18 protein-coding genes are annotated in these 16,483 nt (G+C 58.7%); 10 read left to right on the top strand and 8 right to left on the bottom strand.

Annotated elements, in window-relative coordinates; genetic code table 11:
- Positions 1 to 91: 91 nt before the first annotated feature.
- From ACRC4F_RS28675 to ACRC4F_RS28665, 3 genes are all read right to left on the bottom strand, one after another.
- Entirely contained in the window at positions 92 to 1,039 is a 948-nt protein-coding gene (locus ACRC4F_RS28675) for an ornithine cyclodeaminase family protein (RefSeq protein ID WP_438662366.1), read from the bottom strand.
- A 127-nt stretch (positions 1,040 to 1,166) separates the two neighbouring features.
- Positions 1,167 to 2,654 (bottom strand): ATP-dependent RNA helicase RhlB, encoded by a 1,488-nt coding sequence (rhlB, locus tag ACRC4F_RS28670; protein WP_438662365.1) that lies wholly within the window; start codon positions 2,652 to 2,654, stop codon positions 1,167 to 1,169.
- 85 nt (positions 2,655 to 2,739) lie between these two features.
- A complete protein-coding gene (locus ACRC4F_RS28665) occupies positions 2,740 to 3,396 on the bottom strand; it encodes an alpha/beta hydrolase (protein ID WP_438662364.1) in 657 nt (218 codons plus the stop codon).
- A gap of 469 nt (positions 3,397 to 3,865) precedes the next feature.
- Between ACRC4F_RS28665 and ACRC4F_RS28660 the strand changes: the two genes are divergently transcribed.
- From ACRC4F_RS28660 to ACRC4F_RS28645, 4 genes are all read left to right on the top strand, one after another.
- Entirely contained in the window at positions 3,866 to 4,897 is a 1,032-nt protein-coding gene (locus ACRC4F_RS28660; RefSeq protein WP_438662363.1) for an amino acid ABC transporter substrate-binding protein, read from the top strand.
- A 65-nt stretch (positions 4,898 to 4,962) separates the two neighbouring features.
- Positions 4,963 to 6,144 carry an amino acid ABC transporter permease gene (locus ACRC4F_RS28655; RefSeq protein ID WP_438662362.1) on the top strand — a complete coding sequence of 394 codons (1,182 nt, stop codon included), beginning with the start codon at positions 4,963 to 4,965 and terminating at the stop codon, positions 6,142 to 6,144.
- Between the two features lie 10 nt (positions 6,145 to 6,154).
- Positions 6,155 to 7,252: an amino acid ABC transporter permease gene (locus ACRC4F_RS28650; RefSeq protein WP_438662361.1), complete on the top strand. Its 1,098-nt coding sequence runs from the start codon at positions 6,155 to 6,157 to the stop codon at positions 7,250 to 7,252.
- Positions 7,253 to 7,280: 28 nt separating this feature from the next.
- Positions 7,281 to 8,045, top strand: coding sequence for an amino acid ABC transporter ATP-binding protein (locus tag ACRC4F_RS28645; RefSeq protein ID WP_310263701.1), 765 nt, complete (start codon positions 7,281 to 7,283; stop codon positions 8,043 to 8,045).
- Positions 8,046 to 8,100: 55 nt separating this feature from the next.
- Here ACRC4F_RS28645 and ACRC4F_RS28640 read toward each other — a convergent pair whose 3' ends face one another.
- Both ACRC4F_RS28640 and ACRC4F_RS28635 read right to left on the bottom strand, forming a co-directional pair.
- Positions 8,101 to 8,583 (bottom strand): type II toxin-antitoxin system MqsA family antitoxin, encoded by a 483-nt coding sequence (locus ACRC4F_RS28640; protein ID WP_438662360.1) that lies wholly within the window; start codon positions 8,581 to 8,583, stop codon positions 8,101 to 8,103.
- Entirely contained in the window at positions 8,580 to 8,891 is a 312-nt protein-coding gene (locus ACRC4F_RS28635) for a type II toxin-antitoxin system MqsR family toxin (protein ID WP_438662359.1), read from the bottom strand. Before ACRC4F_RS28635 ends, ACRC4F_RS28640 begins: the two co-directional genes overlap by 4 nt.
- A 166-nt stretch (positions 8,892 to 9,057) precedes the next feature.
- On the opposite strand from ACRC4F_RS28635, the gene ACRC4F_RS28630 reads away from it, so the two are divergent.
- The 5 genes from ACRC4F_RS28630 to ACRC4F_RS28610 all read left to right on the top strand — a co-directional run bounded on the left by ACRC4F_RS28630 (position 9,058) and on the right by ACRC4F_RS28610 (position 12,960).
- A complete protein-coding gene (locus tag ACRC4F_RS28630; protein WP_438662358.1) occupies positions 9,058 to 9,717 on the top strand; it encodes a FadR/GntR family transcriptional regulator in 660 nt (219 codons plus the stop codon).
- Entirely contained in the window at positions 9,707 to 11,008 is a 1,302-nt protein-coding gene (locus ACRC4F_RS28625) for a CynX/NimT family MFS transporter (RefSeq protein ID WP_438662357.1), read from the top strand. The genes ACRC4F_RS28630 and ACRC4F_RS28625 overlap by 11 nt, the downstream gene beginning before the upstream one ends.
- 99 nt (positions 11,009 to 11,107) lie before the next feature.
- Entirely contained in the window at positions 11,108 to 11,578 is a 471-nt protein-coding gene (locus ACRC4F_RS28620) for a nuclear transport factor 2 family protein (protein WP_438662356.1), read from the top strand.
- A 40-nt stretch (positions 11,579 to 11,618) separates the two neighbouring features.
- Complete coding sequence (locus tag ACRC4F_RS28615; RefSeq protein WP_438662355.1) at positions 11,619 to 11,936, top strand: GIY-YIG nuclease family protein; 318 nt, start codon at positions 11,619 to 11,621, stop codon at positions 11,934 to 11,936.
- A gap of 88 nt (positions 11,937 to 12,024) precedes the next feature.
- On the top strand, positions 12,025 to 12,960 hold the full coding sequence (locus tag ACRC4F_RS28610; protein WP_438662354.1) for a glutathione S-transferase family protein: 936 nt from the start codon (positions 12,025 to 12,027) through the stop codon (positions 12,958 to 12,960).
- A 167-nt stretch (positions 12,961 to 13,127) separates the two neighbouring features.
- On the opposite strand, the gene ACRC4F_RS28605 is transcribed toward ACRC4F_RS28610, so the two are convergent.
- Together ACRC4F_RS28605 and yejK are read right to left on the bottom strand one after the other, a co-directional pair.
- Entirely contained in the window at positions 13,128 to 13,478 is a 351-nt protein-coding gene (locus ACRC4F_RS28605; protein ID WP_438662353.1) for a glutaredoxin family protein, read from the bottom strand.
- Complete coding sequence (gene yejK, locus ACRC4F_RS28600; protein WP_010463075.1) at positions 13,478 to 14,482, bottom strand: nucleoid-associated protein YejK; 1,005 nt, start codon at positions 14,480 to 14,482, stop codon at positions 13,478 to 13,480. The genes ACRC4F_RS28605 and yejK overlap by 1 nt, the downstream gene beginning before the upstream one ends.
- Before the next feature lie 394 nt (positions 14,483 to 14,876).
- Between yejK and ACRC4F_RS28595 the strand changes: the two genes are divergently transcribed.
- Positions 14,877 to 15,158, top strand: a complete 282-nt coding sequence (locus ACRC4F_RS28595; RefSeq protein ID WP_007905514.1) for an HU family DNA-binding protein — start codon at positions 14,877 to 14,879, stop codon at positions 15,156 to 15,158.
- Between the two features lie 214 nt (positions 15,159 to 15,372).
- On the opposite strand, the gene rlmF is transcribed toward ACRC4F_RS28595, so the two are convergent.
- On the bottom strand, positions 15,373 to 16,395 hold the full coding sequence (gene rlmF / locus ACRC4F_RS28590; protein ID WP_145317394.1) for a 23S rRNA (adenine(1618)-N(6))-methyltransferase RlmF: 1,023 nt from the start codon (positions 16,393 to 16,395) through the stop codon (positions 15,373 to 15,375).
- Between the last annotated feature and the right edge of the window lie 88 nt (positions 16,396 to 16,483).

Here is a 16,483-nt window from a genome sequence, read left to right as displayed (position 1 = left end):
CCGGCTTGCTGGCGATGCAGGCGCCGCGGTCTGTCAGATAAACCGCGGTGATGCCATCGCCAGCAAGCCGGCTCCCACAGGGATTTAGGTGTTAGTGCTGTAGCCGGTAGATGGCATTGGCCAGTGCGATGTCTTCCAGGCCGAGGCCGATCGAGCGGAAGAACACGTGGCGGTCATAACCGGGGCGCTGGACTTTTTCGCTGAGCAGATCGGGCAGGTCGCCAACGATCGCGCGATTGTCCCAGCCATGCTGTTCGCCCGCGATCAGCATTTCACCCGCCGACCCCGGAGTGGTGTGACGATAGTCACAGAACACCTGCATGTCATTGAGGCTTTGCGGCGGGACTTCATGGGCACGTGGGGCGTTGGTGCTGATGGATGTGATCAGCGCCGGTTTGCTCAAGCTGGATGGATCGATCACCGGTCTGGCGGACGACGTGCAGAGCATGATCACGTCGGCGTCCTGAATCGCCACTTCGCGGCTGTCGGCGATGGTCAGGCGTGGATCGAGGCTTTTGAGATGAGCCAGCGTTTCAGGATTTTTATCACCCAGGCTCGGCGAGTAGAGGCTGATGCTCTGCCAGTCACGCAGATTTTTAATGTAATGCAGATGCGCCTGAGCCACTTTGCCGCTGCCGATAATCGCCAGACGCTGCGCCTTCAACGGGGCGAGGGCATCGACGGCGACGGCGGTAGTCGCAGCGGTGCGTGCAGTGGTCAGTTCCCCTGCATCGCAAAGCAGCAAAGGCTGACCGGTCTGCATCGACATCAACAATGTCCAGGCGGTCACCAGGGGACCTTGCTCACGCACGATGTAAGGCGAGGTCTTGACCCCATACACGCCGTCCTCGGCCAGCACGCCCAGGTAGTTGATGAAATCGCCAGCGCCGTGGGGGAATTCCACCAACTGTTGCGCCGGTTGCACTGCTTGCCCGGCCGCCAGGTCGCGGAACAGCTTGCGCAGGATCTGTGGCACGTCGATCTGCGCCAGCAGTTCCCGAGCCTGGGGTTGGGTGATCACATAAGGCGTGCTGGACATGGTCGGCTCCGGGTGCTGGAAGTAAACTAATTTGTCTATTATGGACTTTTAGTAATGCCTAGCAATATCGAGACGAAAAAAAAGCGCAGTCCGTTGCCGGCTGCGCCATTTTTCAGTAAGGCTCGGGTTACGGGCGCTTGCGCTCAACCGCCCGCAATAGATGCGTCGGTGGCGTTTCGCAGCTGATTTTCCGACCCAGCAACGCCTCGATAGACGGTAGCTGGTAGGAGTCATCTTCACCGGCAAAGCTGATGGACACGCCATCCGCGCCAGCGCGACCGGTACGACCGATGCGGTGCACGTAATCGTCCGGGACTTCCGGCAAGGTGAAGTTGATCACGTGGCTGATGCCGTCGATGTGGATACCGCGACCGGCCACATCGGTGGCGACCAGCACGCGAATCTTGCCTTCGCGGAAACCTTCCAGAGTCTTGATGCGCTTGTGCTGCGGCACATCGCCGGACAGCTGCGCGGCGTTGACGCCGTCACGCACCAGACGCTCTTCGATGCGCCGCACTTCATCCTTGCGGTTGGCGAAGACCATCACCCGCTCCCAACCGTTGTCGTTGACCAGGTTGTAGAGCAGTTTGTATTTGTCAGCACCGGCAACGGCGTAGATGTGCTGCTCGACGTTTTCGCTGGCCACGTTCTGCGACTCGATCTCGACGATCGACGGATCGGTGGTCCATTGCTTGGCGAGGTTCATCACGTCTTCGGTGAAGGTCGCGGAGAACAGCAGCGTCTGACGCTCGTTCTTCGGCGGCGTCTGGCGAATGATCTGACGCACCTGCGGGATGAAACCCATGTCGAGCATCCGGTCGGCTTCGTCCAGTACCATGACTTCGACCATGTCCAGATGCACGTCGCCGCGCTGGTTGAAGTCGAGCAGGCGGCCCGGGGTAGCCACGAGAATGTCGCAGTGACGGGCTTCGAGGTGCTTGAGCTGCTTGTCGAAGTCCATGCCGCCGACAAACGTCATGACGTTGAGGCCGGTGTACTTGGTCAGGTCCGCGGCGTCCTTGGCGATCTGCACCACCAGTTCACGGGTCGGCGCGATGATCAGCGCCCGCGGTTCACCCATGTAGCGTTCCTTGGGGGGCGGGGTTTCCAGCAGTTGCGTGATGATCGAGATCAGAAACGCAGCGGTTTTGCCGGTGCCGGTCTGGGCACGACCGATGGCGTCTTTGCCCGCGAGGGTGAAGCCCAGCACCTGCGCCTGGATCGGCGTGCAATACGGGAAGCCCAGGTCCTGGATGGCGTGCATCAGTTCCGGAGCAAGTTTGAAATCGTGGAAACGGGTTTTGCCTTCCTGGGGTTCGACGGCGAAGTCTTCGAGTTTCCAGGGAATGACCGGCGCTTTCGGTTTCGGTTCGCGACGCGGTTTTGCAGGTTTCGGCGTTTCGCTGCTCGGTTGCTCGGCGGCAACAATCTCGGCAGGTTGGGCGGCCGGTGTGGTCACAGGCTCGTGTTTCGGTGCCGCTACGGTTGCGGTCCGGCCAGGCTGATTACCGTCGGTGCGGTGGCTGGGGATGTGAGACGGAGCGCTGGGAACTGGCGCGAGCTGCTCAGTCTCGCTTTTACCGAACATTTTCTTGAGTGCTTTGAGCACGGTCATCTCATCGATTGGTTAAGGAATATACGCCGGCCAGTGTAATGCAAGAATCGGGCGCGGCGTAGTGGGATGGATCAATGGGTCGCTTTTAGCGTAAACGCTCGGCCAGCCAGACGCCGATGTCGCGAATTTCCTCGGGTAACACTTCGTGGCCCATTGGGTATTCCTGCCATGTCACGGTGACACCATGCTGCTTTAAAAACTCGTAAGCGGTGCGCCCCATCGAGTTTTGAACGACGTCATCGTACTGGCCGTGCAAAGACAGCACGGGAATGCGCTGCTGACTTGCGGAAAGCTCCAGTTTATCGTTGAACGTCGGTGCATAAGTAGAGAGGGCAAGTACGCCACCCAGCGGCCCCTGCCATTTCAGGAAAGCGGTGTGCAAGACGACGGCGCCCCCCTGGGAAAACCCTGCCAGGAAAATTCGCGAGGCGTCTATTCCGCCTGCTTTCTGTTCTTCGATCAAATCAAACACTCGTTGCGCCGATGCTTCCAGCTGCTCACGACTGATTGCGCGCGCCGGGCTCATGGCCAATATGTCGTACCAGCTCGGCATCTCGTAACCGCCGTTGATGGTGACAGCGCGGGTCGGTGCCTGGGGGAGGACGAAGCGGGTGGTCAGAAGGGTTTCCTGCAAGGCTTCGGCCACCGGCAGGAAATCGTAGCGGTCGGCACCCAGGCCATGAAGCCATATAACGCAGGCGTCTGCGGCCTTTACGGGCTCAAGAATAAGGGGCTCGGTCATGACTGCTCCAATTTTGTGCATGCGCTCTCATTAAGTGCGAGAGGTGAGTGCGCGTCTGGTTGATCCGTTAAGAAGATGTCGCAAGGGTACAAGTTTTGCTATTGACCTGTCGCCGAACGGCTTCGGCGAGCGGTCTGGTACGGGCTTTGCTATGGGAAAGCCTGTACTGAAAATCCCACGCCTGTCGGTAACACTATCAGGCCATTGTGGTTGGTGGGATAGCAAAAGAATCCGGTGATGGATGTTCGCCAGTGGCCGCTACGGGCTTCGCGAACGTGAAAGGGCTACAGCCCGTTCGGCCGATTGGTGAGAAGTGAGTGGTCCATGATTTGGATTTTCTCCTACTAGACTCATAGCGCAGGTCCTACGTCGGTTGACCCTAAAAAAAGCCAACACGGGTCGACTACGCCTCATAAGGGTGCGACAGGACTCAAGCTCCGACACAACAAGAGCAAAACTGGAGGTTTGAATGAAGATGTTGAAATCCACCCTGGCTATCGTGTCTGCAGCCGCAGTACTCGGTGTCAGCGGGTTCGCTCAGGCGGGTGCAACCCTGGATGCAGTGCAGAAGAAAGGTTTCGTACAGTGCGGCGTCAGCGATGGCCTGCCTGGTTTTTCGGTTCCGGATTCCACTGGCAAGATCGTGGGTATCGATGCTGACTACTGCCGTGCTGTGGCCGCTGCCGTCTTCGGCGACGCGACCAAGGTCAAGTTCAGTCAGTTGAACGCCAAGGAGCGCTTCACCGCGCTGCAGTCGGGCGAAATCGACATCCTGTCGCGCAACACCACCATGACCAGTTCCCGTGATTCGGGCATGGGTCTGAAATTTCCTGGCTTCATCACTTACTACGACGGCATCGGCTTCCTGGTAAACAACAAGCTGGGCGTTAAAAGTGCCAAGGAACTGGACGGTGCAACCATCTGCATCCAGGCCGGTACCACCACCGAGCTGAACGTTTCCGACTACTTCCGTGGTAACAACCTGAAGTACACCCCGATCACTTTCGACACCTCCGATGAAAGCGCCAAGTCGCTGGAATCCGGTCGTTGCGACGTGCTGACTTCCGACAAGTCCCAGCTGTTCGCCCAGCGCAGCAAGCTGGCCTCGCCGAAAGACTACGTGGTTCTGCCGGAAACCATTTCCAAAGAACCACTGGGCCCTGTCGTGCGTAACGGCGACGACGAATGGCTGGCCATCGTGCGCTGGACTGGCTACGCCATGCTCAACGCTGAAGAAGCCGGTATCACTTCGAAAAACGTCGAAGCTGAAGCCAAAGGCACCAAGAACCCGGACGTTGCTCGTCTGCTGGGCACCGACGGTGAATACGGCAAAGACCTGAAAGTGAAGAAAGACTGGGTCGTACAAATCGTCAAGCAGGTCGGCAACTACGGCGAAGTGTTCGAGAAAAACCTCGGCAAGAGCACTCCGCTGGAAATCGACCGCGGGCTGAACGCTCTGTGGAACAACGGCGGCATTCAATACGCACCACCAGTGCGCTGATGGTTCTATCACCCGGTGGGCCAACCGCCGGGTGATGTTCTGTTCCATTACATCCGGGGCACTTCATGCAAAATTCAATCGGCGCACCAAAGCAGAGGCTCAGCCTCAGCGATCCCAAAGTGCGTGCGTGGCTATTTCAGATCATCACCATTGTGGCGGTGGTCTCGATGGGCTGGTATCTGTTCGACAACACACAGACCAACCTTCAACACCGGGGCATTACCTCCGGTTTCAGCTTTCTGGAGCGCAGTGCCGGTTTCGGCATCGCTCAACACCTGATCGACTACACCGAATCGGACAGCTATGCCCGGGTGTTTGTCATCGGCTTGCTCAACACGCTGCTGGTGACGTTCATCGGCGTAATCCTGGCGACCATCCTCGGGTTCATCGTCGGCGTGTCACGGCTGTCGAAGAACTGGATCATTGCCAAGCTGGCGACAGTTTATGTGGAGGTCTTCCGTAACATTCCGCCGCTGCTGCAGATCCTGTTCTGGTACTTCGCGGTGTTCCTGACCATGCCGGGCCCCCGCAACAGTCATAACTTCGGCGACACCTTCTTCGTCAGCAGCCGCGGCCTGAACATGCCGGCCGCGTTGACGGCCGAGGGTTTCTGGCCGTTTGTCGTCAGCATCGTCGTGGCCATCGTCGCCATCGTGCTGATGAGCCGCTGGGCCACCAAACGTTTCGAAGCGACCGGCGTGCCGTTCCATAAATTTTGGGTCGGCCTGGCGCTGTTCCTTGTGATCCCGGCGCTGTGCGCGTTGATCTTCGGCGCGCCTGTGCACTGGGAAATGCCGAAGCTGCAAGGCTTCAACTTCGTTGGTGGCTGGGTGCTGATCCCGGAACTGCTGGCGCTGACCCTGGCCCTGACCGTGTACACCGCGGCGTTTATCGCCGAGATCGTGCGTTCGGGCATCAAGTCGGTCAGCCACGGCCAGACCGAAGCGGCGCACTCGTTGGGCCTGCGCAACGGTCCGACCCTGCGCAAGGTGATCATCCCGCAAGCCCTGCGCGTGATCATTCCACCGCTGACCAGCCAATACCTGAACCTGGCGAAGAACTCCTCGCTGGCGGCCGGTATCGGTTATCCGGAAATGGTGTCGTTGTTTGCCGGTACGGTGCTGAACCAGACCGGGCAGGCGATCGAGGTGATTGCGATCACCATGAGCGTGTACCTGGCGATCAGTATCAGCATTTCCCTGCTGATGAACTGGTACAACAAGCGCATTGCGCTGATCGAGCGGTAAGGAAAAGCGCATGAGTACTCATACATTCAAACCTGACATGCCTCCACCGAGCAGCAGCATCGGTGTGATCGCATGGATGCGCGCGAACATGTTCTCCAGCTGGCTTAACACCCTGCTGACCCTGTTCGCGTTTTATCTGATTTACCTGGTGGTCCCGCCAATCCTGCAGTGGGCGATCCTGGACGCCAACTGGGTCGGCACCACGCGCGCCGACTGCACCAAGGAGGGCGCCTGCTGGGTGTTCATCCAACAGCGTTTTGGCCAGTTCATGTACGGCTACTACCCGCCGGAACTGCGCTGGCGCGTAGACCTGACCGTGTGGCTGGCGGTCATCGGCGTGGCACCGTTGTTCATCTCGCGCTTTCACCGTAAAGCGGTGTATGGCCTGAGCTTCCTGGTGCTGTACCCGATCATTGCCTGGTGCCTGTTGCATGGCGGCGTTTTCGGCCTGACCCAGGTGGCGACCAGCCAATGGGGCGGCCTGATGCTGACCCTGGTGATCGCCACCGTCGGTATTGCCGGTGCATTGCCGCTGGGTATCGTGCTGGCGCTGGGCCGTCGTTCGAACATGCCGGCGATTCGAGTGGTCTGCGTGACCTTCATCGAGTTCTGGCGCGGCGTGCCGTTGATCACGGTGCTGTTCATGTCCTCGGTAATGCTGCCGTTGTTCCTGCCTGAAGGCATGAACTTCGACAAGCTGCTGCGGGCGCTGATTGGCGTGATCCTGTTCCAGTCGGCCTACGTCGCCGAAGTGGTGCGTGGCGGTCTGCAAGCGATCCCTAAAGGTCAGTACGAAGCGGCCGCCGCGATGGGCCTCGGTTACTGGCGCAGCATGGGTCTGGTGATTCTGCCGCAAGCCCTGAAGCTGGTGATCCCCGGCATCGTCAACACCTTCATTGCGCTGTTCAAGGACACCAGCCTGGTGATCATCATCGGCCTGTTCGACCTGCTCAACAGCGTCAAGCAAGCCGCCGCCGACCCGAAATGGCTGGGCATGGCCACTGAAGGCTACGTGTTCGCCGCCCTGGTGTTCTGGATTTTCTGTTTTGGTATGTCGCGCTATTCCATGCATCTGGAACGCAAGCTCGACACTGGCCACAAGCGCTAAGTCGCTACCTAATTTAGGAAGTTCTGTAATGAGCGAAGCAATCAAAAAGCCTGTGAGCCCTGAAGGCATTATCCAGATGCAGGGCGTGAACAAGTGGTACGGCCAGTTTCACGTGCTGAAAGACATCAACCTGAATGTCAAACAGGGCGAGCGAATCGTCCTGTGCGGCCCGTCGGGTTCCGGCAAATCCACCACCATTCGTTGCCTCAACCGCCTGGAAGAACACCAGCAGGGCCGCATCGTGGTCGATGGCGTGGAACTGACCAACGACCTCAAGCAGATCGAATCGGTCCGCCGTGAAGTCGGCATGGTGTTCCAGCACTTCAACCTGTTCCCGCATTTGACCATCCTGCAGAACTGCACGCTGGCGCCGATGTGGGTGCGCAAGATGCCCAAGCGTCAGGCCGAAGAAATCGCCATGCATTACCTGGAACGCGTCCGCATTCCGGAGCAGGCGCATAAATTCCCGGGGCAACTGTCCGGCGGTCAGCAACAGCGTGTGGCGATCGCCCGCGCGCTGTGCATGAAACCGAAAATCATGTTGTTCGACGAACCGACCTCGGCACTCGACCCGGAAATGGTGAAAGAGGTTCTGGACACCATGATCGGCCTGGCCGAGGACGGCATGACCATGCTCTGCGTGACTCACGAAATGGGCTTCGCCCGCACCGTGGCCAATCGCGTGATCTTCATGGACAAGGGTGAAATCGTTGAACAGGCTGCGCCGAACGACTTCTTCGATAACCCGCAGAATGATCGGACGAAGATGTTCCTGAGCCAGATTCTGCATTGATACCAGGATGACTGATAAAGCAAACCCGGCCTCACGCCGGGTTTGTTTTTTGCGCTCAGAAAACAGTGAGGAATTCGTGCTCTTTGTGCTCTGTATGCTTGAATCCCCTCAAATCCGCCCCTTCACCCAGTGATTTCACATCAGCGAGCAAATGCGGATAGCGGTCAAGCAGGCGCATCAGCAGCACCAATGTTTTCGGAGGAAGTACTTCGCCACGCTCATAACGGGAAAACGCGTTGTGCCCGCCACCGGACAGAATTTGCACGGATTCTTTTTGCGTCAGATGCAGTTTGCGACGGATTCGCTTCATCTCGTCGCCGATCATCTGTCTTGCTGCGATAACCAGTTCGTCGCCCGCGTCTGAATGACGCGATGAACAACTGTCGTCTAACTCGACCTCGCCACACATCTGGCATTCCCAGCCAGATAAATCATCTACGCGGCGCTCCATTCCTTTGACGCTCATGGTTTCGCCGCGACCCTCGAAATGTCGCATTCCTTCCTGAGCTCCACAGCTGAAACACTGCCGGGTTTTCATTGTGATTTCTCCTTGAAGGAGATTACGGGTGGACCACCGCCGGGGCGATACGTCACCTTGATATAAATCTCCAGACCGCTTGATTTGGTGTGGTACACGTCTTGCCAGACGCGATGATCGTCATAGGTGGTCATCGACTTGTACAGCATCTTTCCCTGAAGCTCGAAAACGACCTCCTGCATCTCCGCGAGGGTTAATCCAAGAGCCATGCCGCAGGTTTTAGCGGTGCTGGTGAATGCTTTACCTCCAAGTCTTCTGATATCCGCTTTGATCACCGCCAAGTCGTAATGGGGTGTGTTCTTTTCCATAAGAAAGCGCTTACCCTATCCCTGAAATTACCCTTAAAGGGTAATTTTGACTAATCGAAAATACCGTTCCATTTCCTCTACATGACCGTAGGCGGTTGCCGTCCTACGCGTACCTGACTAACATGTCAGAAAATTCATCCTATGATTGGATGAAAGGGCGCATTCCATGTCAGACATTTCTCCACTCGTTAAGCGTTCCCTGGTCGATCAGGCCCTGGATCAACTGCGCCAGCGCATAAACAACGGCGCATGGCAGGTCGGCCAACGCTTGCCCACCGAACCCGAGCTCTCCGCCGAACTGGGCATCAGCCGCAACACCGTGCGCGAAGCCATGCGCGTGTTGGCGTTTTCCGGGCTGATCGAGATCCGTCAGGGCGACGGCAGTTACTTGCGGGCGGTGATCGATCCGCTCGACACCATGAAGGCATTGTCCCGCTGCTCCCACGAACAGGCCCGCGAGACCCGGCACATCCTGGAAGTCGAAGCCATCGGCCTCGCCGCCCTGCGCAGGACGGACGATGACCTGGTGGCATTACGCGAAGCGCTGGGCGTCAGCGGCAGTCACTACCACGGCGATCTCGACAGCTACATTGCCTGCGATCTGGTGTTCCACCGCCGTCTGGTGGATGCCGCGCACAATCCGACCCTTAGCGAGTTGTATCGCTATTTCTCCAGCATCGTCGGCGCGCAATTGCGCCAGTCACTGAACATCACCCCGCGACGCCAAGAGGTGTTCGACCTGCATATCGAACTGCTTGATGCCGTCGAACAACGCGACCCGGAACGGGCCAAAGCCCTGTCGAGGCAGTTGATCAATGAACCTTGAAACCGAGAAAGCCATGTCCAGCCACAACATCACTCAACCCAAGCGCACAGCAGAACTCGAAGAGCTGCTGATCGACGCCGAGGCCGATGACGAAGCGGTCCAGCAAAGTCACCCGATCCTGCGTCGTCCGTGGCTGTTGCTGCTGGGTTTGATTCTGGTGGCGCTGAACCTGCGTCCGGCGCTGTCGAGCATGGCGCCGATGCTCAGCGAAGTCTCGAAGACCCTCGGCTTGTCGGCGGCCCAAGCCGGTTTGCTGACGACGTTGCCGGTGCTGTGCCTCGGTTTGTTCGCGCCGCTGGCGCCCTTGCTGGCGCGACGTTTTGGCGCCGAACGGGTGGTGTTGGGCATCCTGCTGATGCTGGCCGGCGGGATTATCCTGCGCAGTTCGTTCGGTGAGATCGGCCTGTTTGCCGGCAGTGTGCTGGCCGGTGCGAGCATCGGTGTGATCGGTGTTTTGTTGCCGGGAATCGTCAAGCGCGATTTCCCGAAACAGGCCGGAACCATGACCGGTGTCTACACCATGGCCCTGTGTCTGGGCGCGGCGATGGCCGCAGGGGCGACGGTGCCGTTGAGCGAACACTTCGACAAAAGCTGGGCTCTGGGCCTCGGTTTCTGGGTGGTGCCGGCGCTGGTCGCGGCGATTTTCTGGTTGCCGCAAGTCGGGCAGAAACACGGCGCACATAATGTCGCGTATCGGGTTCGCGGCCTGTTGCGTGATCCGCTGGCCTGGCAAGTAACGCTCTACATGGGCCTGCAATCGTCCTTGGCGTACATCGTCTTTGGCTGGTTGCCGTCGATCCTGATCGGCCGTGGCCTGACACCGACCCAGGCGGGGCTGGTGCTGTCCGGTTCGGTGATCGTTCAGTTGGCCAGTTCGCTGGCTGCACCCTGGCTGGCAACACGGGGCAAGGATCAGCGGCTGGCGATTGTCGTCGTGATGCTGCTGACCCTCGGCGGTCTGTTCGGTTGCCTGTATGCACCGATTGAAGGCTTGTGGGGCTGGGCGATCCTGCTCGGTCTGGGGCAGGGCGGTACGTTCAGTCTGGCGTTGACCCTGATCGTGCTCCGCTCGCGCGATTCCCATGTCGCGGCCAACCTGTCGAGCATGGCTCAAGGCTTCGGATATACCCTGGCGTCGATGGGGCCATTTGCGGTGGGTATCGTGCATGACTGGACCGGCGGCTGGACGGCGCTGGGCTGGATCTTCGGCGTGATCGGCCTCGGCGCGATCATTGCCGGCCTTGGTGCCGGACGTTCGCTGTACGTTCAGGTCGAAAGCGAAAAGGTCTGACCCCTGACACTCTCGGTATTCGGCCCACGAATGCCGATAGTGTTCCGCGCATTTGTTGACTATCGTGCAGGCAATCTTTCAAACGTTCGGAGCCTGCCCATGAGTGAAGCCAACCGCGAAGTGATCACCCGGTTCTACCAAGCCTTCCAGCGGCTGGACGCCGAGGCCATGAGCGCCTGCTATACCGACGACGTGCTGTTCAGCGATCCGGCATTTGGCGAATTGCACGGGCGCGATGCCGGCGACATGTGGCGCATGCTCACGACTCGGGCGAAAGACTTTTCCCTGACGTTCGACAACGTTCGTGCCGAGGAGCGCACGGGCGGCGCGCATTGGGTCGCGACCTACTTGTTCAGCCAGACCGGCAACACGGTGGTCAACGATATACAGGCGCAGTTCGTGTTTCGTGACGGCAAGATTTGCGAGCACCATGACAGCTTCGATATGTGGGCCTGGTCGCGCCAGGCGCTGGGTTTCAAAGGGTTGCTGCTCGGCTGGTCGCCAGCGGTGAGAAATGCCGTTCGCGCTCAGGCACTGAAGGGGTTGAAGGCATTCCAGGCCAGTCGCTGATAAGATCGCGGCTTGTTTCCTTTCAAGCCTTGATCGTCACGTGAACACCCCGAGCGAATCTCCCGTCATTGCCGCCGAATTGGCGCCGGTCAGCAAACCCTGGTTCGTCTACCTCGTTCGCGCGGCCAATGGTTCGCTCTACTGCGGGATCAGCGACGATCCCGTCCGCCGCTTCGCCACCCATCAAAGTGGCAAAGGCGCAAGATTCTTCCTCTCCAGTCCGGCCGTGGCGTTGGTCTACACCGAAGTGTGCCGCGACAAAAGCGAAGCACTACGTCAGGAACGCCTGATCAAAAAACTCAGGAAAAGCGCCAAGGAATGCCTGGTCGCCAGTGCTGCTGCGGGCTTATCAACCTGACTGATAAGTTCCCATCAGGCAGATCTGTAGGCTGCCCCCGGATTGCGCGCTAAGCTGCGGATTCATTATCCGTGCGGCGGAGCCGAGCATGTCCGAGTTGATCCTTCATCATTACCCGACGTCCCCTTTCGCTGAAAAGGCCCGCTTGCTGCTGGGCTTCAAGGGGCTGTCCTGGCGCTCGGTGAAAATCGCGCCGATCATGCCAAAACCTGATTTGACCGCCCTGACCGGTGGCTACCGCAGGACGCCGGTGTTGCAGATCGGCGCGGATATTTATTGCGACACCTCGCTGATTGCCCGCCGTCTGGAACAGGAAAAAGCCTTGCCAGCGTTCTTCCCGGAAGGCCAGGAATTGATCGCCGCGACCTTCGCTGCGTGGGCCGATTCGGTGGTGTTCCAGCATGCCGTGAGCCTGGTGTTTCAACCGGAATCGATAGCGGTGCGTTTTGGCAATTTGCCGCCGGAAGCGATCAAGGCGTTTCTGGCTGATCGCGCCGGACTGTTCAGCGGGGGGAGCGCCACAAAGCTGTCCGCCGAGCAAGCCAGGCATCAATGGCCAACGATCATGTCGCGTCTGGAGCAGCAGCTTCAGCGCGAGCAGGGCGACTTCCTGTTCGGCGAGCCATCGATTGCCGACTTTGCCCTGGCCCACCCGTTGTGGTTCCTCAAGGCGACTCCCGTGACCGCACCGTTGGTGGATGCTTATCCGGCAGTGTCGGCGTGGTACGGTCGTGTGATGGGGTTCGGGCATGGCGCGTTCAGCGAGATGTCGTCCGAAGAAGCGCTGGAGGTTGCGCGCGATGCGACACCGGCCGCGTTGCCGGATGAGCAGCTTGATGAGCCAAATGGTTTTGAGGCGGGTCAGCAGGTGGTCATTGCGGCGACGGATTACGGCGTTGACCCGGTGGCGGGTGAGTTGCTGTTTGCGGGTCGCGAAGAGTTGATTCTACGCCGACAAGACGAGCGGGGCGGCGTGGTGCATGTGCACTTTCCACGCTTCGGTTTCCGCATCGAAGCGCAGTAGCCAGCTTCACGAATGATTGGGCTGGCTTGAACATGTGGCGAGGGAGCTTGCTCCCGTTGGGCTGCGTAGCAAACCCAAATTTTTCGTAATGAATGCATGTTTTGTGAGTGCTGCGCACTCAAGCGGGAGCAAGCTCCCTCGCCACAGGGATCGGGTGAGCCAATGGGTTACTTCAGGGCTGCGAGTATTGCATCCGGGTCATACCCGCGAATCAACGTCCCGTTGACATCGATGATCGGAATCCCGCCACCACCCAACGCCTCATAGGCCTTGCGCGCCTCGGCGTCTTTCTCGATATCGAATTCCTGGTAGGGAATGCCTTTCTGATCGAGAAAGCGCCGCGTCAGCTTGCAGTAGCCACACCACTCAGTCGCATAGAGCACGACGTTGGCCTTGGCCTGTGTCTGCTCCGACACCACTTGCGAAGGGTTGAACACCCGCTCGATCTTGCCCCAGTTCTGATAAACGACGACCACCAGCAGGATCAGCAGGCATTTCTTCAGTATGTTGCCGAGCATCAGTTGCGCCGCTTGAGCTGGTCAGTCAGCTGAGTCGGCAGGCCCTTGATAATCAGCGTGCCAGCTTCTTCGTCATATTCGATCTTCGAGCCCAGCAGGTGCGCTTCAAAGCTGATCGACAGGCCTTCGGCCCGGCCGGTGAAGCGACGGAACTGGTTCAAGGTGCGTTTATCCGCCGGAATTTCCGGGGACAGGCCGTAATCCTTGTTGCGGATGTGATCGTAGAAGGCTTTCGGACGCTCTTCGTCGATCAATTCCGAGAGCTCTTCAAGGCCCATCGGCTCGCCGAGCTTGGCTTGGCTGCTGGCGTAATCCACCAAGGTTTTGGTTTTCTCGCGGGCGGACTCTTCCGGCAAATCTTCGCTTTCAACGAAATCACTGAAGGCCTTGAGCAGGGTGCGGGTTTCGCCCGGGCCGTCGACGCCTTCCTGACAACCGATGAAGTCGCGGAAATACTCCGACACCTTTTTCCCGTTCTTGCCTTTGATGAACGAAATGTATTGCTTTGACTGTTTGTTGTTCTGCCACTCGGACACGTTGATCCGCGCGGCCAGGTGCAACTGGCCCAAATCCAGGTGGCGGGACGGCGTCACGTCCAGCTGATCGGTCACTGCAACGCCTTCACTGTGGTGCAGCAGCGCGATCGCCAGGTAATCGGTCATGCCCTGCTGGTAATGCGCGAACAGCACGTGGCCGCCCACAGAGAGGTTCGATTCCTCCATCAGCTTTTGCAGGTGTTCCACCGCCACCCGGCTGAACGCTGTGAAATCCTTGCCGCCCTCGAGGTATTCCTTCAGCCAGCCGCTGAACGGATGCGCCCCGGACTCGGCATGGAAGAAACCCCAGGCCTTGCCTTGTTTGGCGTTGTAGCTCTCGTTGAGGTCGGCAAGCATGTTCTCGATGGCGCTCGACTCGGCGAGTTCCGAGTCGCGGGCATGGAGAACTGCAGGCGTGCCGTCGGGTTTTTTGTCGATCAGGTGGACGATGCAATGACGGATCGGCATGGGCTTCTCGGCTGATTGAAGAGAGGAGGTCATGCTCCCCAAAAAAGTGCCAAGTGTACCGCAACCACTGGTTTTGGCGCGGCTCGAAGGGCAATTCCCAGCCGTGCGACCGCCCTTATGCAGTTTTTTCCCGATTTAGAGCAATAAAGCTGACCAAAAGGGCAGCTAGAGGCGGATATTTCCCCGTCTCTGTGCTAGTTTTGCCCCGTCTTACGCGAAGTCACTGCGTTAAGCGTGCATTCAGCATTTGTCAGGTCGAACCAAACCCTGATTTCGGTATCTATAACCCCGATCCCGTGGTTATTGGCCGAGGGTGCCAGATCCAGAAGATCGGGCTCGATGGCTGACACTGCACTCTGCAATCCATATGAATTTGATAGGGAAGGAACACTACATGGCTCTTACTAAAGACCAACTGATCGCCGACATCGCTGAAGCTATCGACGCGCCAAAAACCACCGCGCGTAACGCTCTGGACCAACTGGGCCAAATCGTTGCCGATCAGCTGGAAAACGGCGGCGAAATCACTCTGCCAGGTATCGGCAAACTGAAAGTGACTGAGCGTCCAGCCCGTACCGGCCGCAACCCTTCGACTGGCGCTGCCATCGAAATCGCTGCCAAGAAAGTTATCAAGCTGGTTGTGGCCAAAGGCCTGACCGACGCTGTTAACAAGTAAGACGCATAAAAAAAGCCGTGCTCCGGAGCAATCCGGGCACGGCTTTTTTGTGTCTGCGATTCAGCGATTGACCCGCAAACACCTTAAATGAATGTGGGAGCGAGCTTGCTCGCGATGGCGGTGTGTCAGTCGCCAATAGAATCGACTGATACACCGCCATCGCGAGCAGGCTCGCTCCCACAATGGATCTACACCGCTCAGGAATAGCCTTTACTCAGCTTTTGCGGGCCCAGCGCTCGCGCCAGACTTGCTGCTCGGATTTGGTCTGGAAGGTCCATGCGACGAAGCGGCTTTGCTTCTGCCCTTGGGACATTTCCACCACTTGGCTTTCCAGCACGCCGGCTTTTTTCAGCGCCGTCTGAATGGCAGGCAGGTTTGAGGCCTTCGACACCAGCGTGCTGAACCACAGCACTTTGTGCTGGAAATGCGCACTCTCGGCGATCAACTGCGTCACAAACCGGGCTTCACCACCTTCACACCACAGTTCGGCCGACTGCCCGCCGAAGTTCAACACCGGCAGTTTGCGCTTCGGGTCTGCACGGCCCAGGGCGCGCCATTTACGCTCGCTGCCCTTGGTCGCCTCATCCATCGAAGCATGGAACGGCGGGTTGCACATGGTCAGGTCAAAACGTTCGCCGGGTTCGAGCAGGCCCAGCAGAATGTGCTTGGGATTGCTTTGCTGGCGCAACTGGATGGCCTTGTTCAGCCCGTTGGACTGCACGATGGCTTTGGCCGCAGCCACGGCTGTCGGATCGATTTCCGAGCCGAGGAAGTGCCAGCGGTAGTCGCTGTAGCCGATCAGCGGATAGACGCAGTTGGCGCCCATGCCGATGTCGAGCACTTTGACTGGCGCACCACGTGGGATCTCTCCGTCGTTGACGCTGGCCAGCAGGTCGGCCAGGAAATGCACGTAGTCCGCGCGCCCCGGAACCGGCGGGCAGAGGTAATCGGCCGGAATGTCCCAGTGAGCAATTCCATAGAACGACTTGAGCAGCGCCCGGTTGAACACACGCACCGCGTCCGGACTGGCGAAATCGATGCTTTCCTTGCCGTACGGGTTGATGATCACGAACTTCGCCAGTTCCGGCGTAGTTTTGATCAGCGCCGGGAAGTCGTAGCGACCCTGGTGGCGATTGCGCGGGTGCAGGCTGGCCTTTTCACGCGGCTCAACGGTTTTGGCCGGGGTCGCGGAGTCAGGCTTCTTGCGCGCAGGTCTTGGTGTGCGGGGGGCGTTCATGGGCGTTGTCGATTCGGGTATGGCTGAAAGTGGCGGGTATTGTCCCACATCCAGCCGCTACGAACCCAATTGTGACAAACACTGCAGT

Source organism: Pseudomonas sp., assembly GCF_051660785.1.
Lineage (GTDB): Bacteria > Pseudomonadota > Gammaproteobacteria > Pseudomonadales > Pseudomonadaceae > Aquipseudomonas.
The sequence above is the reverse complement of the archived record's forward strand: the minus strand, read 5'-3'. Positions and strand labels throughout refer to the sequence as shown.